Annotated in this window: 21 protein-coding genes, 1 tRNA gene and 1 pseudogene; 6 read left to right on the top strand and 17 right to left on the bottom strand. The window is 59.7% G+C overall.

From position 1 onward, the window contains the following. On the top strand, positions 1-411 hold the full coding sequence (gene uraH, locus ACZZ0A_RS26685; protein WP_016987599.1) for a hydroxyisourate hydrolase: 411 nt from the start codon (positions 1-3) through the stop codon (positions 409-411). A 256-nt stretch (positions 412-667) separates the two neighbouring features. Here uraH and ACZZ0A_RS26680 read toward each other — a convergent pair whose 3' ends face one another. Then, complete coding sequence (locus ACZZ0A_RS26680; protein ID WP_463543940.1) at positions 668-1,345, bottom strand: Crp/Fnr family transcriptional regulator; 678 nt, start codon at positions 1,343-1,345, stop codon at positions 668-670. An 84-nt stretch (positions 1,346-1,429) separates the two neighbouring features. Here ACZZ0A_RS26680 and ACZZ0A_RS26675 point away from each other — a divergent pair, with 84 nt between their 5' ends. After that, on the top strand, positions 1,430-1,954 hold the full coding sequence (locus ACZZ0A_RS26675; protein ID WP_463543939.1) for an Mpo1 family 2-hydroxy fatty acid dioxygenase: 525 nt from the start codon (positions 1,430-1,432) through the stop codon (positions 1,952-1,954). Positions 1,955-2,071: 117 nt separating this feature from the next. On the opposite strand, the gene ACZZ0A_RS26670 is transcribed toward ACZZ0A_RS26675, so the two are convergent. From ACZZ0A_RS26670 to dibA, 6 genes are all read right to left on the bottom strand, one after another. Continuing rightward, the gene (locus ACZZ0A_RS26670; protein WP_007917678.1) at positions 2,072-3,061 is read right to left on the bottom strand and encodes a sulfate/molybdate ABC transporter ATP-binding protein; all 990 of its coding nucleotides are present in this window, start codon (positions 3,059-3,061) and stop codon (positions 2,072-2,074) included. Between the two features lie 3 nt (positions 3,062-3,064). Then, a complete protein-coding gene (gene cysW, locus ACZZ0A_RS26665; RefSeq protein WP_463543938.1) occupies positions 3,065-3,937 on the bottom strand; it encodes a sulfate ABC transporter permease subunit CysW in 873 nt (290 codons plus the stop codon). Positions 3,938-3,949: 12 nt separating this feature from the next. Then, entirely contained in the window at positions 3,950-4,768 is an 819-nt protein-coding gene (gene cysT / locus ACZZ0A_RS26660) for a sulfate ABC transporter permease subunit CysT (protein WP_007917680.1), read from the bottom strand. 70 nt (positions 4,769-4,838) lie between these two features. Beyond that, positions 4,839-5,852, bottom strand: a complete 1,014-nt coding sequence (locus tag ACZZ0A_RS26655; protein WP_007917681.1) for a sulfate ABC transporter substrate-binding protein — start codon at positions 5,850-5,852, stop codon at positions 4,839-4,841. Positions 5,853-5,999: 147 nt separating this feature from the next. Then, the gene (gene oscA, locus ACZZ0A_RS26650; protein ID WP_007917682.1) at positions 6,000-6,182 is read right to left on the bottom strand and encodes a sulfur starvation response protein OscA; all 183 of its coding nucleotides are present in this window, start codon (positions 6,180-6,182) and stop codon (positions 6,000-6,002) included. A gap of 252 nt (positions 6,183-6,434) precedes the next feature. Beyond that, on the bottom strand, positions 6,435-8,354 hold the full coding sequence (gene dibA / locus ACZZ0A_RS26645; protein WP_007917683.1) for a phosphodiesterase DibA: 1,920 nt from the start codon (positions 8,352-8,354) through the stop codon (positions 6,435-6,437). 146 nt (positions 8,355-8,500) lie between these two features. Here dibA and desA point away from each other — a divergent pair, with 146 nt between their 5' ends. Then, positions 8,501-9,685, top strand: a complete 1,185-nt coding sequence (gene desA / locus ACZZ0A_RS26640) for a delta-9 fatty acid desaturase DesA (protein ID WP_007917684.1) — start codon at positions 8,501-8,503, stop codon at positions 9,683-9,685. Between the two features lie 142 nt (positions 9,686-9,827). Beyond that, entirely contained in the window at positions 9,828-10,817 is a 990-nt protein-coding gene (locus ACZZ0A_RS26635; protein WP_007917685.1) for a GGDEF domain-containing protein, read from the top strand. Positions 10,818-10,867: 50 nt separating this feature from the next. Here the strand turns inward: ACZZ0A_RS26635 and ACZZ0A_RS26630 are convergent, their stop codons facing one another. The 3 genes and pseudogenes from ACZZ0A_RS26630 to gabD all read right to left on the bottom strand — a co-directional run bounded on the left by ACZZ0A_RS26630 (position 10,868) and on the right by gabD (position 15,126). Then, complete coding sequence (locus ACZZ0A_RS26630) at positions 10,868-12,079, bottom strand: response regulator (protein WP_007917686.1); 1,212 nt, start codon at positions 12,077-12,079, stop codon at positions 10,868-10,870. Positions 12,080-12,219: 140 nt separating this feature from the next. Beyond that, positions 12,220-13,498: pseudogene (gabT, locus tag ACZZ0A_RS26625) on the bottom strand (4-aminobutyrate--2-oxoglutarate transaminase). A 185-nt stretch (positions 13,499-13,683) separates the two neighbouring features. Next, the gene (gene gabD, locus ACZZ0A_RS26620; protein WP_007917688.1) at positions 13,684-15,126 is read right to left on the bottom strand and encodes an NADP-dependent succinate-semialdehyde dehydrogenase; all 1,443 of its coding nucleotides are present in this window, start codon (positions 15,124-15,126) and stop codon (positions 13,684-13,686) included. A gap of 442 nt (positions 15,127-15,568) precedes the next feature. Between gabD and ACZZ0A_RS26615 the strand changes: the two genes are divergently transcribed. After that, positions 15,569-15,645 (top strand) — tRNA-Arg (locus ACZZ0A_RS26615). Between the two features lie 77 nt (positions 15,646-15,722). Here the strand turns inward: ACZZ0A_RS26615 and ACZZ0A_RS26610 are convergent. The 5 genes from ACZZ0A_RS26610 to ACZZ0A_RS26590 all read right to left on the bottom strand — a co-directional run bounded on the left by ACZZ0A_RS26610 (position 15,723) and on the right by ACZZ0A_RS26590 (position 19,539). Beyond that, a complete protein-coding gene (locus ACZZ0A_RS26610) occupies positions 15,723-15,986 on the bottom strand; it encodes a hypothetical protein (RefSeq protein WP_238539514.1) in 264 nt (87 codons plus the stop codon). A gap of 20 nt (positions 15,987-16,006) precedes the next feature. Continuing rightward, a complete protein-coding gene (locus tag ACZZ0A_RS26605) occupies positions 16,007-16,603 on the bottom strand; it encodes a hypothetical protein (protein ID WP_414894966.1) in 597 nt (198 codons plus the stop codon). After that, positions 16,600-17,181, bottom strand: coding sequence for an RNA polymerase sigma factor (locus ACZZ0A_RS26600; RefSeq protein ID WP_176472362.1), 582 nt, complete (start codon positions 17,179-17,181; stop codon positions 16,600-16,602). The genes ACZZ0A_RS26605 and ACZZ0A_RS26600 overlap by 4 nt, the downstream gene beginning before the upstream one ends. Positions 17,182-17,211: 30 nt before the next feature. After that, complete coding sequence (locus ACZZ0A_RS26595; protein WP_463543937.1) at positions 17,212-18,891, bottom strand: vWA domain-containing protein; 1,680 nt, start codon at positions 18,889-18,891, stop codon at positions 17,212-17,214. An 87-nt stretch (positions 18,892-18,978) separates the two neighbouring features. After that, positions 18,979-19,539 (bottom strand): YbhB/YbcL family Raf kinase inhibitor-like protein, encoded by a 561-nt coding sequence (locus tag ACZZ0A_RS26590; protein WP_007917693.1) that lies wholly within the window; start codon positions 19,537-19,539, stop codon positions 18,979-18,981. A 139-nt stretch (positions 19,540-19,678) separates the two neighbouring features. Between ACZZ0A_RS26590 and ACZZ0A_RS26585 the strand changes: the two genes are divergently transcribed. After that, complete coding sequence (locus tag ACZZ0A_RS26585) at positions 19,679-21,202, top strand: apoptosis inducing factor family protein (RefSeq protein WP_095113892.1); 1,524 nt, start codon at positions 19,679-19,681, stop codon at positions 21,200-21,202. 97 nt (positions 21,203-21,299) lie between these two features. Here the strand turns inward: ACZZ0A_RS26585 and pgaD are convergent, their stop codons facing one another. Then, on the bottom strand, positions 21,300-21,833 hold the full coding sequence (gene pgaD, locus ACZZ0A_RS26580; protein WP_095113891.1) for a poly-beta-1,6-N-acetyl-D-glucosamine biosynthesis protein PgaD: 534 nt from the start codon (positions 21,831-21,833) through the stop codon (positions 21,300-21,302). Beyond that, positions 21,830-23,185, bottom strand: coding sequence for a poly-beta-1,6-N-acetyl-D-glucosamine synthase (pgaC, locus tag ACZZ0A_RS26575; protein WP_007917696.1), 1,356 nt, complete (start codon positions 23,183-23,185; stop codon positions 21,830-21,832). Before pgaC ends, pgaD begins: the two co-directional genes overlap by 4 nt. Position 23,186 lies beyond the last annotated feature (1 nt).

Here is a 23,186-nt window from a genome sequence, read left to right as displayed (position 1 = left end):
ATGAATACTTTGCGCATGACTTTCGCCGCGCTCGGCCTGAGTGCTTTTTCAAGCCTGGCGCTGGCCGCTGGCAACCCGTTGAGCGTGCACGTGCTCAATCTGGAAAACGGCCTGCCGTCGCCGGGCATCAACGTGACCCTGGAGAAACATGTCGGTCAGGACTGGCAGCCGCTGGCTCAGGGCACGACCAATGAACAAGGGCGAATTGCCGAACTGTTCCCGGCCAAGCAGCCTTTTGAAGCGGGTGAATACCGGGTGGTGTTCAAGACTGGCGAGTACTTCAAGAAGGTCAAGCACGACACCTTCTTCCCGGAGATTCCGGTGATTTTTGAAGTGAAGCAGACCGATCAGCACTATCACATCCCGCTGCTGCTGAGCCCGTACGGCTTCTCGACCTATCGCGGTTCGTAAAATCAACACAGATCCCCTGTAGGAGCGAGCCTGCTCGCGATAGCGGTATGTCAGTCACCCATTGGCTAACTGATAGATGGCTATCGCGAGCAGGCTCACTCCTACAGGTCTGTGCTTTGCTCCAGATATCACGAACACCAAAAAAACCTGCGGGAGCCTGGCTTGCCAGCGATGGCGTCCGTACAGCAGACATCGATGTCGGCTGATGCACCGCTATCGCTGGCAAGCCAGCTCCCACAGGGGCTGGGGTGCATTGTCAGATCGTGGCCAGGGCGCGCAATCGCGCGGGGTCGAGGATTTCGATCTCGCCATACCCAAGCCCGATAATCCCCTGCCCCTGCAAATCCTTGAGGATCTGGTTGGTGGTCTGCCGCGACAGCGACAGCATCGATGCCAACTGCTCCTGCGGCAGTTGCAGTACACGACGCGGCGCGTCGAGTTCGCCGTAGCCCTCGGCGATCATCAGCAAGCGATGGGCCAGACGCGCCGGCGCTGGCAGCAGGCTCAGTTGTTCGAGGTTGATGAAGGCCAGGCGCAGTTTGTGGCTCATCAGCAGCGCCAGATGCCGCCAATACACCGGATGTTCGTCGAGCAGTTTCAGCAACGTCGCCTGCGGAATATTCAGCAACGTGCACGGCCCGACTGCGTAGGCGTCATGGGTGCGCGGCTGACCATCGAACAGGCAGATCTCGCCGAACCAGTGCGGCGCTTCCACCAGACTCAACAACGCCTCCTTGCCCTGCTCGCTTACCGCGCCGATGCGCACGGCGCCATCGAGCACCGCGTACAAGCCGCACGGCGCATCACCACGCTGAAACAAGCGCTGCCCTGCCGTCAGCCGCCGCTCCCGGGCCGCCGCCAGCAGGCTATCCTGAAAGGATGCCGGCAGATGACTGAACCACTGGCCGCTCATCAGCCGTGAACGTATTTGCATAAACACTCCTGGATTGTCGCCTGCCTGACAGAGCGAACCCTGATCCCGAGGGATGATGCGATCAACCCTACCGGAGGAACAACAATGAAAAGCCTCGTCGACCACCTCAGTCAATACGCCGCCTACCACCGTGATCCGCGCAATATCGCCAGCCACTTTATCGGCATTCCGCTGATTGTGGTGGCGGTGGCGGTTTTGTTGTCGCGTCCGCAATGGTCGCTGGGTGGCTTGTGGATATCTCCAGCCGTTGTCGTGGCGCTGGCCTCGGCGTGGTTTTACCTGCGCCTGGAAGTGAAGCTCGGGGTGTTGATGACCGTGCTGATGGGTTTATCCGTCTGGGCCGGGTATGTGTTGGCGCAGCAGAGCACCATGGTCTGGCTGAGCAGTGGCCTGGCGATGTTTGTGGTGGGCTGGGTGATCCAGTTTGTCGGGCATCACTATGAAGGGCGCAAACCGGCGTTTGTCGATGATGTGTCGGGGCTGATTGTCGGGCCGTTGTTTGTCGTGGCCGAGTTGGCATTCGTGCTGGGGATGCGGCATGAGCTGAAAGAGCAGATCGAGGCGCGGGCGGGGGTGGTGCGAGTTAATCCGAATCGTGCGGCAATCTAGACTTCAACCCTGCTCGTTCCCACGCTCTGCGTGGGAACGTCGCCATGGACGCTCCGCGTCCACTGTGACGCAGAGCGTCACGGGATGCGTTCCCACGCAGAGCGTGGGAACGATCAGTTAAAGGCTGGCGACTTTCTGCCAGACCTTGGGTTTGAAGAACAGCGTTTCACCCTTGGCCAAGCCGATCAGGCTGTCGTGGTCTTTCACCACTTCGGCCTCGATCAAATCCGTCTGGCCCTCAACCTTGAGCGTCACCCGCGTGGTCGCGCCCAACGGGCGGATGTCACGGACTTCAGCCGCATGGTGATCCTCCAGCTCATGCCTGGACAACGACACTTCATGCGGGCGGAACAGCACGTGGTTGTCGTCGCTCAACAGCAAGCGGTTCGAATCGCCGAGGAAGTGATAAACGAAATCGCTGGCCGGGTTTTCGTAAACGTCGCCCGGTGAGCCGATCTGCTCGATCACGCCCTTGTTCATCACCACGATACGGTCGGCGACTTCCATCGCTTCTTCCTGGTCGTGGGTCACGAACACCGAGGTCAGGTTGATGTCTTCGTGCAACCGCGCCAGCCAGCGGCGCAGCTCTTTACGCACCTTGGCATCGAGGGCGCCGAACGGCTCATCGAGCAGAAGCACTTTTGGCTCGACCGCCAAGGCACGGGCCAAAGCGATACGTTGACGCTGACCACCGGACAACTGCTCCGGATAACGATCCGACAGCCAATCCAGCTGCACCATGTTCAGCAGTTCATGCACCTTGACCGCGATCTGGCTTTCGTTCGGACGCTGGTTTTTCGGCTTCATGCGCAGACCGAACGCGACGTTATCGAACACGGTCATGTGGCGGAACAACGCGTAATGCTGGAACACGAAACCGACGTTGCGATCACGCACGTCGTGGCCGGAGACGTCTTCTCCGTGGAACACAATATTGCCGTTATCCGGGGTTTCCAGGCCGGCAATAATGCGCAGCAAGGTGGTCTTGCCGCAGCCCGACGGGCCGAGCAACGCCACCAGCTCACCGCTGTGGATATCCAGACTGATGTTGTCCAGCGCCTTGAAGGCATTGAAATTCTTGCTGACGTTACGCACTTCGATCGACATGAATTATTCCTCCGCGGCGCTGGCGCGCAGGCGGTTGATACGGTTTTCGCTCCACTGCTTGAGCAGCAGGATGAAGAGCGCCAGGATCAGCAACAGGCTCGCCACGGCGAACGCGGCCACGTGGTTGTATTCGTTGTAGAGGATCTCGACGTGCAGCGGCAAGGTGCTGGTCACCCCGCGAATGTGCCCGGAGACCACCGACACCGCACCGAACTCACCCATGGCCCGCGCCGTACACAGCACCACGCCATAGATCAGGCCCCATTTGATATTGGGGACGGTGACGTGCCAGAACATCTGCCAGCCGTTAGCGCCGAGCAGACGCGCGGCTTCCTCTTCCTGCGTGCCTTGTTCCTGCATCAACGGAATCAGTTCACGAGCGACGAACGGCACGGTGACGAAAATCGTTGCCAGCACGATGCCCGGCAGGGCGAAGACGATCTGGATGTCGTGATCCTGCAGCCACGGACCGAACAAGCCTTGTGCGCCGAACATCAGCACGTAGACCAGACCGGCGATCACCGGCGATACCGAGAACGGCAGGTCGATCAGCGTCACCAGCATGCTCTTGCCACGGAACGAGTATTTGCTCACGCACCACGCCGCACTGACGCCGAATACCAGGTTCAGCGGCACCGAAATCAGCACGGCGAACACGGTGAGTTTCAGCGCCGAAAGCGCGTCCGGCTCAAAGATCGCGGTGAAGAAAGCGCCGAGGCCATTCTTCAAACCCTGCGATACGACGATGAACAACGGCAGCAGCAGAAACAGGAAAAAGATCAGCCAGCCCAGGCCGATCAGGATTCTGCGCGAAGTGGCGCTGCCACGGCGCGCGGCGTTGGCCGAAGAGGCGGCCGCAATAGACGATTGGGACATGTTCGCGCCTCCTTATGGGGTTTCGATGCGCCGCTGCAGCAAGTTGATCAGCAGCAACAGGACGAAGGAAACCACCAGCATCAAAACGCCGATGGCGGTGGCGCCGGTGTAATCGTATTGGTCGAGTTTGACCATGATCAGCAGCGGCAGGATCTCGGTTTTCATCGGCATGTTGCCGGCGATGAAAATCACCGAGCCGTACTCGCCGACGCCACGCGCGAACGCCAGGGCAAAACCGGTCAGCCAGGCGGGCAGGAGTGCCGGAACCAGAATGTGGCGAAACACCTGCCATGGCTTCGCACCGAGGCACGCCGCCGCTTCTTCGACTTCTCGAGGAATATCGGCCAGCACCGGCTGCACCGTGCGCACCACGAACGGCAGGGTTACGAAGGTCAGCGCCAGGGTGATACCCAGCGGAGTGTAGGCGATCTTGAAACCGAGATCGGCAGCGAACTGGCCGACCAGCCCAGCCGGCGCGTACAACGCAGTCAGCGCAATACCGGCCACCGCTGTCGGCAGGGCGAACGGCAGATCGATCATCGCGTCGATCACCTTGCGCCCCGGGAAGGTGTAGCGCACCAGCACCCAGGCCAGCAGCGTGCCGATGATGCCGTTGATGATCGCCGCACACAGCGCGGTGCCGAAGCTCAGCTTCAACGCGGCCAGCACCCGTGGTGCGGAAATGATCGTCCAGAACTGATCCCAGGTAAGTTGCGCGGCGTGGACGAACATCGCCGCCAGCGGGATAAGCACAATCAGGCTGAGGTACACCAAGGTGTAGCCCAGCGTCAGCCCGAAGCCGGGTATGACGGGGGAGATACGACGCGACATAAAAGTCCTTGGTTAAAAAACGCGCGAAGCCCCGAAGGTAAATCCGGGGCTTGTTTATGGCTATGAAAACTTACTGCGCCTGATAAATCTGGTCGAACACGCCACCGTCGTTGAAGAATTTCGGCTGTGCGGTTTTCCAGCCGCCGAAGTCCTTGTCGATGGTCACCAGGTCCAGTTTCGGGAACTGCTGGGCGTACTTGGCAGCTACGTCCTTGTCACGTGGACGGTAGAAGTTCTTCGCGGCAATTTCCTGACCGGCCGGGCTGTACAGGTGCTTCAGATAGGCTTCGGCGATCTGCTCGTTGCCTTTCTTCTCGGCGTTCTTGTCGACCACGGCCACTGGCGGCTCGGCGAGGATCGACAGCGAAGGCACGACGATGTCGAACTTGTCGGCGCCGCCATCTTCTTTCAGCGCCAGGAATGCTTCGTTTTCCCAGGCCAGCAACACGTCACCCTGACCGTTGTTGACGAAGGTGATGGTCGAACCGCGTGCACCGGTGTCGAGGACCGGCACGTGCTTGAACAGGGTCTGCACATATTCTTTGGCTTTGGCTTCGTCACCACCGTTGGCTTTCAGGCCGTAGGCCCATGCGGCGAGGAAGTTCCAGCGTGCGCCGCCAGAGGTTTTTGGATTAGGGGTGATTACCGAGACGTCGTTCTTGACCAGATCGCCCCAGTCCTTGATGCCTTTCGGGTTGCCCTTGCGCACCAGGAAGACGATGGTCGAGGTGTACGGCGTGCTCGCTTCCGGCAGACGCTTCTGCCAGTCGGCAGGCAGGGTCTTGCCGAGTTTGGCGATTTCATCAATGTCGCCGGCCAGGGCCAGGGTCACGACGTCAGCGCGCAGACCGTCGATCACCGCACGGCCCTGTTTGCCCGAACCGCCGTGGGATTGCTGGATTTTCACCGTGTCGCCAGCGTGGTCTTTCTGCCAGAACTTGATGAATTCAGCGTTGTAGTCCTGATACAGCTCGCGCGTCGGGTCATACGACACATTGAGCAGTTCGTAATCCTTGGCAACCGCGGAACCGGCAAACACAGCACTGGCCAGCGCGGCCAAAGCGTAACGGCGAATCGACGACATGGTGAAAGCTCCTGGAATTCTGGGTGGTGGCTTTTTCTTATGAATATCTGGAATCGGGTGTGCCGGCTAAAGATCGCAGCCTTCGGCAGCTCCTACACACAGCCCCCTGTAGGAGCTGCCGCAGGCTGCGATCTTTTGATCTTCAACTCAGCCCGGTTGTTTACCCGGTTGCTGCAAACGGAATTTCTCTTTGCGTTCGATCTGTACGACTTGCGCGTTGTGCACAGTGATCTCCACCGCGCCGAAACGCAGATCGCGCAGGGCGCTCTGGATTTCACGCAAAATGGTGCTTTCGTCCTGACCGTCAACGCTGCGAAGGGATGCGCTCATGGTGCTGCTCCTTTGAATGGGATTTGCCTGGCAGTGGGCGGCACTGCGTTCGGCGTGGAAGCAATATAAGAGAGGCGCGGATATTCTTAAAAAGACTATTTAAGAATGTTTATATAACCAGAAAACATTATGTGGCACGGCAAGGGTTTGCGCGTTGGTAGAGCAAAAGATCGCAGCCTTCGGCAGCTCCTACAGGGATCGGTGCAGGAGCTGCCGAAGGCTCGGGCCGCGATCGGACGATCTTTTGATCTTTTAACCAATCACCGGTGTTCTTGCCCAATCAATCTCCTGCGCTTGAACCGGCCGCCCAAACCAATACCCCTGCCCCAGATCACATTCCTGCTCCAGCAAAAACGCCGCCTGCTCAACCTGCTCGATACCCTCGGCATGCACCTGCATGCCCATGCTCCGGGCCAGCGCGATGATCACCCGCACGATCGCTGCGTCATCCTCGTCCCAAGGCAAGCCGGCAACAAAACCCTGATCGATTTTCAGCTTCTGCACCGGCAAGCGCTTGAGCCGCAAAAGCGATGAATACCCGGTACCAAAATCATCGATGGCCAGACGAATACCCAATTCACGCAAACGATGCATCTGCTCTAACGCTACCTCCGGATCGTCCATCACCGCGCTTTCAGTGACTTCAAGCTCCAGATACGCCGGATCCAGCCCGGTGTCATGCAGGACCTGCGCGACCTGTTGATAAAGCTCACGCCGGGCGAACAAACGCGACGACACATTCACCGCGACAAATGACAGTACGATTCCAGCCTGTTGCCACTGGCACATCTGCCGACACGCCTGCTGCATCACCCACGCGTCGATTTCGGCAATCAGCCCGGTGCGCTCGGCAATCGGGATGAATTCCGCCGGCGACACCAGACCGCGCTGCGGATGCTGCCAACGCACCAAGGCTTCAACACCGATCAAGCGACTGGTCTTCAAGTCATGTACAGGCTGGTAGAACACCCGCAATTCCCGTTGCTCCAGCGCCCGGCGCAGTTCGAAAGCGATTTCCACCCGTTGCTGGGCGTGGGCGGTGAGTTCTTCGGTGTACAAGGCGTACCCGTTGCGGCCGCTGCTCTTGGCCTTGAACAACGCCGCGTCGGCATTGCGCAACAGTTGTTCGGCGCTCAACGCGTCACTGGGGAACAGGCTGATGCCGAGGCTGCCGTTGATGAACAACTGATTGCCATCAATGCTGAACGGCTCCTTCAGTGCATCGAGAATCCGTTGCGCCAGCGCTGCGGCCTGCACCGGCTGTGGACAACTTTCCGCCAGTACGGCGAACTCATCACCACCGAGACGCGCCAGCGTAATGCCGGGGCCGAACAGCGCCTGCAAGCGCGCTGCCACGGCCTTGAGCAAGCGATCGCCGATGTTATGGCCGAGGCTGTCGTTGATCATTTTGAAGTGATCGAGATCAAGCATCAGCAGTGCACAACCGCGCTTGTGGTTTTGCGCCGAGGCCAGTGCCTGTTCAGCGCGATCGCTGAACAGCAGCCGATTGGGCAGATCGGTCAGCGGATCGTGGTGCGCGAGGTGTTTGAGCTCATGCTCGGAATCCTTGATCGCACTAATGTCTGAAAACACCGCGACGTAATGGCTGCGCCGGCCCTGATCATCGTGAATGACCCGAATGGTCTGCCACTGTGGATAAATCTCGCCGCTTTTTCGGCGGTTCCAGATTTCGCCGCTCCATTCGCCCTGCGATTCCAGAGTGGCAAACATCGCCTGATAAAATCCCGGCGGATGATGGCCCGACTTGAACAGGCTCGGCTGCTGCCCGAGGACTTCTTCACGCTGATAACCGGTGATCTCGATGAACGCACGATTGACGTGCACGATCAGCCCCTGATGGTTGGTCACCAGCACCCCTTCGCGGGTGCAATCGAAGACCGCCGCCGCTTGACGCAGGCGTTCGCGGTCGGCGTGGCGTTCGCGCAAACGCGCACCTATTCCGAGAAACTCGCACAATCGCGCCCGCGCCAGGAAAATCAGCCCGGCGCTGAACGCCGCGAAGACGTAACCGTTGATCAGTTGCCATCGGGCAAGATCAACGGAGTTATCGAAGAAATTGTTTAATAAATGATCAGTGCCCTGCAGCCAGACAGCAGCAAGCACGAGATAAAGCAGCGCTGCACGCAAAGCATCGCGGTAAGTGGCAGGCATTCGACTGTCCATGTCCCTACAAAAAGGTTGGAATTATAGGTCAAGAAACATCCAGCGACTCTTATCTGAAAGGGCGACTGGTTTTATCTGTGTGCTTGGTGATAATGCAACGGCTGTTTTTATCTTTATCGAGGGCCCTATAGCCTATGTGGTACGAAGGTTTTCTTGGCTTGTCGGCCTGGTCTCTGGTCGCAGTCACCCTGCTGATGACCCACGTGACAATTGTCGCCGTCACGGTCTATCTGCACCGCTACTCGGCCCATCGCTCGCTGGAGCTGAATGCTGGCCTGAAGCACTTTTTCCGTTTCTGGTTGTGGCTGACCACGGCGCAGAACACCCGCGAGTGGACCGCCATCCACCGTAAACATCACGCCAAGTGCGAAACCGAAGACGACCCGCACAGCCCGGTCATCAAAGGCCTTTCCACCGTGCTGCGCACCGGCGCCGAGCTGTATCGCGCCGAAGCGCAAAACCCGGAAACCCTGCGCATCTACGGCAAGAACTGCCCCGAAGACTGGATCGAGCGCAACGTCTACAGCCGCTACCCGCTGTTGGGCGTGGCGATCATGGGCGTCATCGACCTGCTGCTGTTCGGCACCATCGGCATCACCATCTGGGCGATCCAGATGATGTGGATCCCGGTGTGGGCCGCCGGCGTGATCAACGGTCTGGGCCATGCGGTCGGCTATCGCAACTTCGAATGCCGCGACGCAGCCACCAATCTGGTGCCATGGGGCATCCTGATCGGCGGCGAAGAACTGCATAACAACCATCACACCTACCCTAACTCGGCCAAGCTGTCGGTGAAGAAGTGGGAGTTCGACCTCGGTTGGGCGTGGATCAAAGTCTTCAGCTTCCTGCGTCTGGCCAAGGTTCAGCGCGTGGCGCCGATCGCCCACCGCGTCGAAGGCAAGGGCAATCTGGACATGGACACCGCCATGGCCATCCTCAACAACCGCTTCCAGATCATGGCCCAGTACCGCAAATTGGTGATCGGCCCGCTGGTCAAGCAAGAGCTGGCCAAGGTCGATCATTCGGTGCGTCATCAGTTCCACCGCGCCAAGCGTCTGCTGTCGCGGGAAACCAGCCTGCTGGAAGATCGTCATCACTTGCGCATCCAGACCATGCTCGAGCACAGCCAGGCACTGAAGGTAATTTACGAGAAACGCTTGGCCCTGCAGCAGATCTGGGTCAAGACCAGCGCAAATGGCCACGACATGCTCGCCGCCATCAAAGAGTGGATTCACGAGGCCGAGGCCAGCGGTATCCAGTCCCTGCGTGAATTCGCCGACCAGTTGAAAACCTACTCGCTGCGCCCTGCAGCCGCCTGAGACCGTTGATCGGTGCACCCGGCTCCCGGGTGCACCCTTCGGAACTTCGCTAAAAATCGCCTATCTCAAAGACACTTCGCCATCCCGGCGGGCTGTACTGTGGCCGTTGTCGAATTGCGGCACGCCTTTGAGATCTGTGCCGATGGTCAATAACAATCAAAAAGACTCATCCTTACCGAAGTGGCCCGAGGCCGCACAAACGCTAATGGCGTTGATGCATGCCCAAGGCGAAGTCGCCCGTTTGAGCGAACGCGAACAGCTGTTCAGCTCCTTATTGGTCAGCGTCAACGCTGTGCTCTGGGCCTTCAACTGGGAAACCCGGCAGGTGCTGTATGTCAGCCCCGCCTATGAACGGATTTTCGGCCGCTCCGCCGGCCTCCTCCTCGCCGACTACAACCAATGGCGCGACAGCATCTACCCCGACGATCTGGAATACGCCGAACGCAGCCTCGCCGAAGTCCTGCACAGAGGCGCGGTGGAAGATCGCGAATACCGAATCATCGCCGCCGACGGTCAGGTGCGCTGGCTCAGCGACAAGTGCTTCATCAACCGTCAGGACGAGCCGGGGCAACCGGTGATCATCGTCGGCATCGCCGAAGACATCACCGACAAGAAGCAGATGGAAACCGAGTTGCACCGTCTGGCGACCACCGACGTGCTGACCCAAAGCAGCAATCGCCGGCACTTCTTCGAGTGCGCCAATCGCGAGTTCGAAGTAGCGAAGGTGCAGGGCGCACAAATGGCCTTTCTGCTGCTGGATATCGATGATTTCAAAATGATCAATGACACCTACGGCCACCCGGAGGGCGATAATGTTCTGCAGCGGATTGCCGAGTGCGGACGCGGCTCGTTGCGCCGGGGCGATCTGTTCGGGCGGATTGGCGGCGAAGAGTTTGCCGCAGTGTTTCCCGGTTGTGCGCCGGACATGGCCATGCAGGTGGCCGAGCGGCTGCAGCAGGAGATTCAGCGTTTGAGCTTCAGCCATGACGGCCAGACGTTCGGCATCACCGTGAGCCAGGGGCTGACCAGCCTTACCGGGGAAGACGAAAACCTCGACAGCCTGTTCGCCCGCGCGGATGCGGCGATGTATGAGGCCAAGCGACAGGGCAAGAACCGCATCATTTCTGCCTGACCCGTATCTCAGCTACACAGAGATCCATTGCGGGGTTTGCGTAAGTCAGGTTATTTGCGCATCCGCATCAACTCCGGTAGCCCGATCTTGAGCAACCGCGCCGTGCGGCTCTTCGCCAACTCCTCAACGCCCTCATGCTCGGTCAAGCGGGCCATCTGCGCCGCCATGTTCATCACCAGCGCCTCACGGGAATACACCCCGCCGCCGAGCTGGTACACCGACGCAATCAGCTCACGTAGCTCCAGCGGCAATCGCCAGCGGGTGCGCAACGCCGAACCATAAGCCGCGCCAAACTCCGCCAGCGCCTCGCCGACCTCCTCCCACTCATCCAGCGCACCGCCGGCCTGCTGCCACTCCTGCAGACAACGCAGCAACGCCAGATCACCCAGGCGATGGAGCATACCCGCGCAGTAACAGCGCTCCTGATCGAGATCGAGTAAGCGTGCCAGGGTGCGCGCGTATTCAGCGGTGTGCAGCGACAAGCCCCAGTAACGCTCGGCGTAGTCCGCCAGACAAGGATCGCTGAGCTTGGCGCTGCGCTTGAGTGCCAGCCCCAGAATCAGGTTCATGCTCTGCCCGGTGCCCAGGCGATGCAGGGCTTGAGCGAGCGTTTGAACCGGGGCACCGTGGTGCTGCGCCGCGCTGTTGGCCGCAGCGATCAGCACTGCAGTGATTTGTGGGTCGGTTTTGATCTCATCTTCCAACAGTTTCAGATCGAGGCCATTGGGATTGAGGCTGCGCTTTACCGCCACCTGCACATCGGTCATCAACGGCGCGCCGTCGGCCTGCTCGCGGCGGCGTTCAAGGAATATCGACAAGGTCATGCCCGGTGCCAATGCCGGCACCTCACAGAACACTTCTTCACCGGCATTCAGCAGTAAACCCTGCAAACGCTCGGTCAGGCTTTCCATGTTCAGTGGTTTGGTCAGGTAGGCCGTGGGCGCCAACGGAATCGCTTCACGCACACTGGCGCTGTCGTTGCGGCTGCTCATCAGGATGAACGGCAACGGTGGGTTGCGTTTGCGCTGACGCACGCTGCGCAGCACGCTCAAACCGTCGATGCCGGGCAACTCCCAATCGACGATCGCCAGGTCATACGGCACTTCACTGAGCAATGACAGGGCTTGCTGCCCGTCGGCGCACAAGTCTATCCGCGCATCGCAACGCACGTTCAGAAGCACTTGTTTGAGCAGGTCCCGGGACCACGGATCGGCCTCGGCAATCAGCACTCGGGGTACGGCGGGTAAATCAACGGCAGTCATGCGCGCTCTCCCTTGCAATGCCTGAACCTTAGCCAATGCTGGCCTTTCGATACAGCGCAAAAGCAATTGATATGTTCACGGGGCGAAAAAAAACCCGCCGAAGCGGGTTTTTTTGTCTATCCGATCACACAGTGCGCGGCTTACAGCTCCGAGAAGCACTCTTCGATGATCGCCAGACCTTTGTCCAGTTGCTCGTCCGGCGAAGTCAGCGGTACGAGGACGCGCAGAACGTTGCCGTAGGTGCCGCAGGACAGCAGGATCAGGCCCTTGTCGCGCGCCTTGGCCACCACCGACGCTACAGCAGCAGCGTTCGGCTTGTGGCTGTCGCCGTTTTCGAACAACTCGACCGCGATCATCGCGCCCAGCGCACCGGACTTCGCCGATGACCGGGTACTTGGCCTGGATAGCTTTCAGGCCAGTGACCAGACGCTCGCCGACAGCCTTGCAGCGGTCCAGCAGTTGCTCTTCTTCGAACACTTCCATTACGGCCAGGGCCGCGGCGCAAGCGATCGGGCTACCAGCGTAGGTGCCGCCCAGGCCGCCTGGCGCGATGGCGTCCATGTATTCGGCCTTGCCGCAAACACCGGCCAGCGGGAAGCCGCCAGCGATGGATTTGGCGAACGTGGTCAGGTCGGCAGCAACACCCATCTGCTCCATGGCGAAGAACGTACCGGTACGGCCAGCGCCGGTTTGTACTTCGTCAGCGATCAGCAGAATGCCGTGCTGGTCGCACAGGGCGCGCAGGCGCTTCATGAATTCTTTCGGCGCGACGTAGAAACCACCTTCACCCTGAACAGGTTCGATGATGATCGCGGCGATGTCTTTCGGCTCAGCGTCGTTCTTGAAGATGCGCTCGATGGAAGCGATCGAGTCGTCGATGCTCACGCCGTGCAGTTCGTTCGGGTACAGCGCGCGGAAGATGCCGCCTGGCATCAGGCCCATGCCGGCCGAGTACGGCACGACTTTACCGGTCAGGCCCAGGGTCATCATGGTGCGACCGTGGTAAGCGCCGGTGAAAGCGATCACGCCAGCGCGGCCAGTGGCGGCACGGGCGATTTTTACGGCGTTTTCCACGGCTTCGGAACCGGTGGTGACCAGCAGGGTTTTCTTGGCGAAATCACCTGGCACCTTGGCGTTGATTTTTTCGCACAGCTCAACGTACGGCTCGTAAGCCAGTACCTGGAAGCAAGTGTGAGTCAGCTTGTTCAGCTGTTCGGTCACGGCAGCGATGATTTTCGGGTGCACGTGGCCGGTGTTCAGTACCGCGATGCCGCCGGCGAAGTCGATGAACTCACGACCTTCAACGTCAGTCACGGTAGCGTTCTTCGCGGACTCAGCGAAGATCGGGTGAATCTGGCCAACACCACGTGGAACAGCTGCGGTACGGCGGGCCATCAGTTCAGCGTTAGTCTTGCTCATTACAGTCCTCATTCGCCGCTCATCGGGCGGCGTTGTTCAAGGATTAAGCGGGAGGAAGCGACGGTGGCAGCATGCGATGATCGACTGCCACGGCGTTCCCGGCCGCAGAGAAAATTCCGGTTTGAAACGACGCAAAGGGACAGCGCTCTCGTGCCCTTTGCGTTTGCAGCGATCTTTGACCGGGCTTAGATGCCCAGGCAGAGGTATTTGATTTCCAGGTAATCTTCGATGCCGTACTTGGAGCCTTCACGGCCCAGGCCCGAGGCCTTGATGCCGCCGAACGGCGCGACTTCGTTGGAGATCAGCCCGGTGTTGACGCCGACCATGCCGTATTCCAGCGCTTCAGCGACGCGGAACACACGGCCCAGATCGCGAGCATAGAAGTACGAGGCCAGACCGAACTCGGTGTCGTTGGACATCGCGATCACTTCGGCTTCATCTTTGAAGCGGAACAGCGGCGCCAGCGGACCGAAGGTTTCTTCCTTGGCCACAGCGGCGTTTTTCGGCACGTTGGTGAGGATGGTCGGCTCGAAGAAGTTGCCTTCCATCGCCTTGCCGCCAGCCAGCACGGTTGCACCTTTGGCTACGGCGTCAGCGATGTGCTCTTGCACCTTGGCCACGGCTTTTTCGTCGATCAGCGGGCCAGTGGTGGTGCCGTCTTCCAGACCGTTGCCGATCTTCAGTTTGGCCACAGCCACTTTCAGCTTCTCGGCGAACGCGTCGTAGACCGAATCCTGAATGTACAGACGGTTGGCGCAGACGCAGGTCTGGCCGTTGTTGCGGTACTTGGAAATGATCGCGCCTTCGACGGCCTTATCCAGATCCGCGTCGTCGAACACGATGAACGGCGCGTTGCCGCCCAGTTCCAGCGAGACTTTCTTGATGTCCTTGGCGCATTCCGACATCAGTTGGCGACCGATTTCGGTCGAACCGGTGAAGGACAGCTTGCGCACGATCGGGTTGCTGGTCAGCTCGCTGCCGATATCGCCAGCGCTGCCGGACACTACGCTGAACACGCCCGCAGGAATGCCCGCGCGCTGAGCCAGTTCGGCCAGGGCGAATGCGGAGAATGGAGTTTGCGAAGCAGGTTTGAGCACCATGGTGCAACCGGCAGCCAGCGCTGGGCCGGCCTTGCGGGTGATCATCGCCGCCGGGAAGTTCCACGGAGTGATCGCGGCGGTCACGCCGATTGGCTGCTTGATCACGATCAGGCGCTTGTCTGGCTGATGGCCCGGAATCACGTCACCGTAGATGCGTTTGGCTTCCTCGGCGAACCACTCGATGAACGAGGCGGCGTAAACGATTTCGCCCTTGGCTTCGGCCAGCGGCTTGCCCTGTTCGAGGGTCATCAGGCGCGCGAGGTCGTCCTGGTTCTCGATCATCAGCTCGAACCAGCGACGCAGCTTGCCGGCACGCTCTTTGGCGGTCAGGGCACGCCAGGCCGGCAGCGCCTTGTCAGCGGCTTCGATGGCACGGCGGGTTTCGGCAGCGCCCATTTTTGGCACGGTACCGAGGATTTCACCGGTGGCCGGGTTGTTGACCTTGATCGTCTGACCGTTGTCCGCATCGACCCAAGCGCCATCAATGAAGGCTTGCTGGCGGAACAACAGGGTGTCTTTAAGCTGCATGTCGGCTTTCCTTAACAGCACCGCGGCCTGCGCGGAGCAAATTATGATTGTAGAAAGGCGCCTCGCAAGGCTGCCGTCAGGGAAATCAGTGACCGGGTGTGGCGCATCGACAGTGCACGATTCGAAACACCGGCGCTTCAACGCCCGGTCAACGAGCGTTTGAAATCTCAAACGGATCGTAGGATCAAAGGGGTTAAAGGACAATAGGTCGTTCGAAAAAAAGAACAAAAACGCCGCGTTTGTGGAATTTTTCAGATCAACGAGCCAAAAGCCCTCGCGGCAACAGAACCATAGATCAGTCCCGTGAAAGCGCCAAGCGAGGGTTTTGCAGGACGTTACCGCTTTATGGAATGCAGCGATTTGCGCCGACACGCGCACTGACAATCCGTGCCAAAACCCAGCATGGACGCCCCGAGCCGACCTAGGTATGATGTCGCCCGCTGCACCAGTAGCTCAGCTGGATAGAGTACTGCCCTCCGAAGGCAGGGGTCGTGGGTTCGAATCCCGCCTGGTGCGCCATTGATTTAAACGAGAAAGCCCCGGACTGTGATGGTCCGGGGCTTTTTTGTGAGCGATGCAAAAGGGCTGGAACGACGTCACTCCGTCGTCCAATCAAACTCATCGTAATCATCGTCGTCTTCCTCCTCAACCTCCTCAAAAACGTCGTCTTCATCAACGACATCTTCTTGCGACTGGTTAAGCAGAAATTCCTTACGTGCCTCAGTAATCGCGCGCCGCATCTCTTCACCCTTGTCCGGGCAGTTGAGGAGTTGGGCGATGCGGTCAATTTTTGCTGCCACGTTGTCCTCCAGCGCATTGGCAATAGCCCGATAGTGCGCGTTTTTGCGGGGTAATGCCAAATGGCTGGGGGCTCAGGCGGTCATTTTTTCTGCAACTGTTCGAGTCGGGCGTCGAGATCGGCGTTCGGGTAGCGTTTGTGCAGGTTGTTGAACAGGCTGTCGGCGGCTTGTGACTGGCCGGCTTCGCGCAGGCGCAGGACTTCGCGCAGTTGTGCGTCGAGGCCATTGGCCGGGGCGGTGGCGCGTTTGCTGAGTTTGGTTTCATCGGCGCTGATCGCTTGATCTTGCATCGGCGCGGCCATTTCCATCATCGGCACAGGTGCAGGCATGGCGCCGGCCGGGGCGGACAGTCGGTGCAGTTGCGCTGAGTCCGTTTCAGTCATGGGTACAGCAAGCCTAGGGGCGGGGGCGAAGTCGAATTGCGCTTGCGGCTCGGGGGCGCGCTGGACCAGTGACAACATCAGGGCGACGCCAACAAGACTGGCGAATGCGACTTGCCAACGTGGTTTGCGGCAGACATCCAGCCAGCGTTGCCACACGGTTGGTTTCGGCGCCGGGGTTTGACGCTGCGCAGCGTTGAGGATCAACGCATCAATGTGCGCTGGCGGTTCGGCATTGTGCTGTTCGCGTACATGCTTGATCAGCGGATCTTCGGGTGTCTGGCGGGCGTCAGTCATGTCAGTACCTCCTCGGCCAGCAGCCGACGCAGTTTTTGCTGGGCGTAGCGCAAACGGCTTTTAACGGTTTCCAGCGGTGCTTCGGTGAGGCTGGCGATTTGTGCCAGGTCGAGGTCGCCGTGGGCGCGCAGCAGGAACACTTCGCGCTGGTCGGCGGGCAGGGTTTGCAGGGCGCTGTCCAGGCGTTGGCTGTCGCGGCTGAGAGTGAACAGTTGTTCGGGATCATTCGCCTCATCGCTGACCGCGTGATTTTGCTCGTCATAGCTGTCGTGCAGCGGTTGTCGGGCGCCGTGTTTACGCCAGTGATCGATCAAGCGATTGCGGGCAATCTGGAACAGCCATGTACGAAATGTCGCCCGGCCTTGTGGCTGACTATTGCTGCGGATCAGGCTCAACCAGGTTTCCTGAAATACCTCGTCGGCCAGCTCCGGTTTGCTGCTCAATCCAAGCAGAAACCGGTACAAGCCTTGGCGATGGCGCGCGTACAAGATCTCGAACGCCGCGCCGTCGCCCTCGCGATAACGCGCCAGCAGCGATTCATCGCTGCTGGCGGTTGAGCTGTCTGCCGAGGCAAACAGCTGGCTGATGAAGCCTTTCAGACGACTCACTTATTCAATCCGTCGTTCAGTGGCCAGCGCGTTCGAAGCGCTCGATGTGCGCAGACTTTGCGCCAATTCGACCAGTTGCACGAACTCGTTGCGCAGACCGAAGCGATCATCGCCGCGAGCGCCACGGGCCAATGCCTCGGTGTCCTTCAGGCTGAAGTCGCCGGTATAACGGCCGTCCTTGAGTTGCTGGGAGAACGCGGCCACGGCGGCGGCAAAACGCAGATCCTCGCTGGCAGTTGCAACCTGATTGGCGATGGGCCGTTCGATCAGCAGACTTTTCCCACCTTCGGCACGCTGATAACGCACACGCAGCATTGCTAATTCTCCGCTCTTTGCCGAAACAACAGCGTCGGATTTGCCGTAACGCAGCGGCTCCAGCCAGCCCTGCTCGCCCGCCGGAACAATTTCGTACAGCGCGGTCACCGTGTGTCCTGCGCCGATTTCGCCGGCATCGACTTTGTCATTGCTGAAATCCTCACGCTTCAACGCACGGTTCTCATAGCCGAGCAGGCGATATTCGCTGACCTGCGCCGGGTTGAATTCCACCTGCAATTTGACGTTTTTTGCCACCACGGCGAGGGTCGAACTCAACTGATCCACCAGCACTTTGCGCGCCTCGCGCAGATTATCGATGTAGGCGTAGTTACCGTCTCCGGCGTCGGCCAGTTGTTCCATCAAGTGCTCATTGTAGTTATCCACACCAAAACCCAGGGTCGTCAGCGAAATTCCGCTTTGGCGTTTATCCACAGCCATTTGCTTAAGGCTGTCGAAGTCGCTGACGCCGACATTGAAGTCGCCATCGGTGGCCAAGAGGATGCGGTTGATGCCTTTGGGGATGAAAGCTTGCTGTGCCATTTGGTAGGCCAATTCGATACCGGAAGCACCAGCGGTCGAACCGCCGGCAGTCAATTGTTCAATGGCTGTACGAATTTTCGCTTTCTCCCGTCCGGAAGTAGGCTCCAGCACCACTCTCGATTCGCCGGCATACACCACCAAAGACACGCGATCTTGATCGCGCAGCTGATCGACCAACAATTTCAGCGTGCTTTTGACCATCGGCAGGCCTTCGCGGCGATCCATCGAGCCGGACACGTCGACCAGAAATACCAGATTGGCCGGGGCCAGTTCCGCCACGGCTCGGTCGGAGGCCTTGATGCCGATGCGCAGCAAGCGCGTGTGCGGGTTCCACGGTGAAGCGGCCAGTTCGGTGGTCACGCCGAAGGGCGAGCCATCACTGGGCAGCGGGTAGTCGTAGGGGAAGTAATTGACCAGTTCCTCCAGCCTCACCGCGCCTTCCGGCGGCAGTCGGCCCTGATTGAGCAAGCGGCGGACGTTGGCATAAGCGCCCGTATCGACGTCGGCACTGAAAGTCGAAACCGGCGTCTCGGCGACGCTGTGGATCGGGTTATCAACCAACGTCTGATACTGCTCGCGCTGCTCGTCGCGATGGTTCTGTGGATAACTTTCACTCAACGGCATCGGCGCGCTGCCCGCATTGGGCATCCTGTACAGCGCGCGTTTGGCCATTGAGCTGTCAGCCATCACGGCTTCCTGTTGAACCAGAACTTCAGGCTGCGCCGGCGCTGGCACAGCAGCGTTATCGGGCGTGGACGAAGCACCGCAACCGGCGAGTACCAGCAGCACAGCAACCGCAACAGGACGCAAAAAAGGAAGAGACATGGGGGCTGACCTCGGGATGAAATTGAGCATTCATCCACTGAGACGGGCAGCCCTTTCAGTTCGGGTTAAACGCCGCTAAAAATATTTTCAGCGGTGATAACGCCGCACCGCACTGCTGTTACGCAGCACATGGCCTTTGATTTTTTCCATCAGTTCGGCGCGAGTCAAACCGGCCGGCAAGGCGTCCGGGGCCAGATCCAGCGCGTAGATCTGGATAATGTAATGGTGCGCGCTGTCGCCCACTGGCGGGCACGGCCCCATGTAATGGGTGTTGCCCTTGCTGTTGGTGCCACCGACACCTTCGAACGCGGATTTGGCGCCGACGCCCGCCGCGATCTGGTGCGTGGTGGCTTTGATGCCGTAATGAATCCAGTGATCGACGCCCAGGCCTTTCTGGCCGTCCGGATCGTGCATGACGATCGCGTAACTCTGGGTGCCGGCAGGTCCTGCGTTCCAGCTCAGCGCCGGCGACTGGTTCTTGCCGCCGCAACCGGGCGCATCGCTGGCCGCTGCCGAGGTGAACAGGCGGTTATCGGAAACACCCGGGATGTTCAGGGTGAAACGCTCCTGGGCCTGCGCCGGAAACTGCACGCAAAGGGTGACAGCAAGGGCCGCCAGCCAGGGGTTGAGAGAGGTCAATCGGGTCATTCCGGGAGCACCTTGTGCAGTGGGGCCGTCGTCGGCCTGCAAACTATAGCTGTACCGTTCGTGCCGTGGCAGTGGCAAATGGCTGAACCTCGCACTACGACGCAAACTCACAAGAGAAATGCCTGCGAGGAAGTCGAACATGTCCCTGCACCGCGTCGCCCGTTTCGCCGATGTCCCTGAAGACCGTGGCCTGCAAGTTGAAATCGGCGACTGCAAGATTGTGCTGTTGCGCGCGAACGGCCAGTTACGTGCGTTTCAGGGCGAATGCCCACATGCCAGCGCGCCGCTGGCTGACGGAGCGTTGTGTCACGGACGCCTGATCTGCCCGTGGCACAAGGCTGCGTTTCGGGCGGAGGATGGCGCGTTATGCGAGCCACCGGCCCTCGACAGCCTCAAGCGATATCCACTGGAGCTGCGTGGCGAAGAGGTTTGGGTCGACGATCAACCGTTGCCCGACCCGCATACGCCTCCGGCGGATGATTCGCGTACGTTTGTGATTGTCGGCGCCGGCGCAGCAGGTACGGCATGCGCGGCGGCGTTGCGGGAGAAGGGTTTCGGTGGCCGTATCGTGATGATCGATCGCGAGCCGAAGGCGGGTTACGACCGTACGGTGCTGAGCAAATTTGTCCTCGCCGGGGACATGCCCCCGCGAGAAATACCGCCGCTGCGTGAAGATGACTTCTATAAAGAGCAGCGCATTGAACGCCAACGAGGTGAAATCAGCTCAATCAATGCCTCGGCCAAATCCCTTCACCTCGAAGACGGCCAGTCGCTGCGTTACGACGCGGCGGTGCTCGCCACTGGCGGCGAGCCCAATCCGCTGGATTTACCCGGCGCAGATCTTCCACAGGTATTCGTGCTGCGCTCAAAAGCTCAGGCAGAACGGATCATGAACACTGCCAGACCGGAACAACGTGCAGTGATCATCGGCGACAGCTTCATCGCCCTCGAATGCGCCTCGGCCCTGCGCCAATACGGTCTCGACGTCACGGTGCTGGCTCGGCACGCAATTCCTTTCGCTGCCCAGTTCGGTGAGGCTGTGGGCAAGGCGATCCGCGCGCTGCACGAACAGAACGGCGTGAAATTCATTACCGAGCACGCAGCCACCGAAATCATCGGCGATGGCAAAGTCGAGACAGTATTGCTGGACAATGGCCTGCGTCTTTCGGCGGATCTGGTGCTGGCCGGGGTCGGCGTGCATCCGGCCACCGAAGCCTTTGCGTCACTGCCGAGGGAAAAAGATCAGTCATTGCGCGTCGATGACGGCATGCGTGTCACCGAAGGCCTGTGGGCGATCGGCGACATCGCCACCTTCCCGCTCCACGGCCAGCCGCAACGCATCGAGCACTGGCGCCTGGCTCAGCAACACGCACGAATCGCCGCTGCCAACATGCTCGGTGGCGACGAACATTACCTCAACGTGCCGTTCTTCTGGACTTGGCACTTCGGCAAGAACTACGACTACCTCGGCCACGCCGAACATTGGGATGAAGTGCAGTTTCATGGCGAGCCCGAACAACCGCCGTTCATTGGCCTGTTCGGTAGAAACGGTGTACTGGTCGCCGCTGTGGCTTGCGAGAAGGAACGGGCGATGGCGCTGCTGGCCGAGCGCATGAAGCAACCTCTGCCAATGGAGGAAGCCTGGACACTGATCCGCGATTGAAACAAACCCGTGTAGGAGCTGCCGAAGGCTGCGAACTTTTGACTTTAAAGGTCAACAGATCGCAGCCTTCGGCAGCTCCTACAAGGTTTTTCGTGCTTCAGGAAAGCCGATTCACCGGTTCGCGATTATCGTCATCCTCGGCATGCAGAAAGATCACCCGTGGATGCTCCAGCGGTGCCAGCGGCGGTGGCAATTCTTCCTGCTGCACCGGCCAGAAATGCGTCACCACATGGCTGATGTCGCCTTCCTGATCGTTGTGAATGGTCATCACCCCGGGCGTGCGCAGTTTCTGCAAGCGGTCATCGCAAAGCTTGAAACTCTTGCTCAAGCCTTCATCGTCGATCACCGGCGACGGCAAGCGGCGCTGGGCAAAACTGCGACTTTTGCGCTGCTGATAACGCGCCCAGGAAATCAGAATCACCGCGTTGACCAAGGCAATCCACAGATAAATCTGCAGGGTGCCCAGCGCGTCGAACGCCGAGTGATCGATGCGAGGCCCACCCGCATAGGTTTCAATCAATGGCCATAACCCACGGATCAGCAAGAACAACAGCCCCACCCACGCCACTACGGTAAGCACCACATCGACCACGACCAGAAAAGGCCGTTGGCGGGTCCGGATGATTTTCATTTGATGACCTCCTCTTCGTCGTCGCCGATCGGTTTGATGCCCCGATCAGGACTGACCCAACGCGCGCGTTTCTGATGTTGGCCGAACAGCACTTTCGGGAAGCTGACCAGCGTCGTCAGCAAACTGACAAACCAGAACGCGATCGGGTACCAGACCACCCAGAACATGGTCTTGCCCAAACCTGGCTCGTAGCGACGGTCGATGATGATGCTGACGGCGAACTGCACCAGACAGACGAACGCCAGCAACAGCCCGGTGAACGCCGGTGGCATCAAGTGATCCACCGCGATGGCCTCCGGCATGACCACGAACTTGCCGACGCCCCAGAAAATTACCGACAGCAAAAAGGTGAATGCCCAACCGGTCGACAGGCAGTATTCAAACAGCAGCGGCCACAGATAACGATGGCGGTACTGCCAAATGCCACGGATGTTTTTGAACAGCACTTCGGCGCCGCCCTGCGCCCAGCGCAAACGCTGCTTCCACAAACCACCGAGGGTTTCCGGCATCAGGATCCAGCACAGCGCGCGCGGCTCGTAGAAGATGCTCCAGTGATCGAGTTGCAGCTTCCAGCTGATGTCGATGTCTTCAGTGATCATGTCCGGGCTCCAGTAACCGACGCGGTTCAGCGCGCTACGGCGGAACGCGACGATTACGCCGGAGACGGTAAAGATCCGCCCGAACACCCGTTGCGTGCGTTTAATGAGCCCGATGATCGAGGAGAACTCGCCGACCTGCACCCGCCCGACCAGCGTCGAACGCGTACGAATCCGTGGGTTGCCGGTCACTGCGCCGAGGCGTGCGTTATCCAGCATCGGTGCAACCAGATACGCCGCGGTGTTCGGCGCCAGCAGTGCGTCACCGTCGATGCACACCAGATATTCACTGCGCGCCGCGATGGCACCCATGCGCAATGCGACGGCTTTGCCCTGGTTTTCCGCCAGATGCAGCACGCGCAAACGTGGATCTTCCTTGGCCAGCGCATCCAGCACTTCGGCGGTGTTGTCCTTGGAGCCGTCGTTGATCGCGATGACTTCGATGTTCGGGTAGTGCTGGGCCAGCGCCGCGTGGATGGTGTCGGCGGCGTTGTCACCTTCGTTGTAGCAAGGGATCAGAATCGAGATCAGCGGCTCGCCTTCCAGTGGCGGCGGTAGCGTGTCGTCCTGCCACGGCCAGTGGCGCTCCCAGTGCAGCCAGAAATACAGGCCGCCGGCAATCCACAACCCGGACATGAACAGCGGGTAGAAGAACACGAAGTCCATCAGGAACTGCCCGGTCACCAGGAAGATCAGGCCCAGCGGCACGCCGAGGACGAGCGCCAGAACAAGCAGGGCTAACAGTCTATCCAGCATG

This window comes from Pseudomonas sp. AC242, from assembly GCF_979258655.1.
This window is presented reverse-complemented; position numbering and strand designations above follow the sequence as displayed.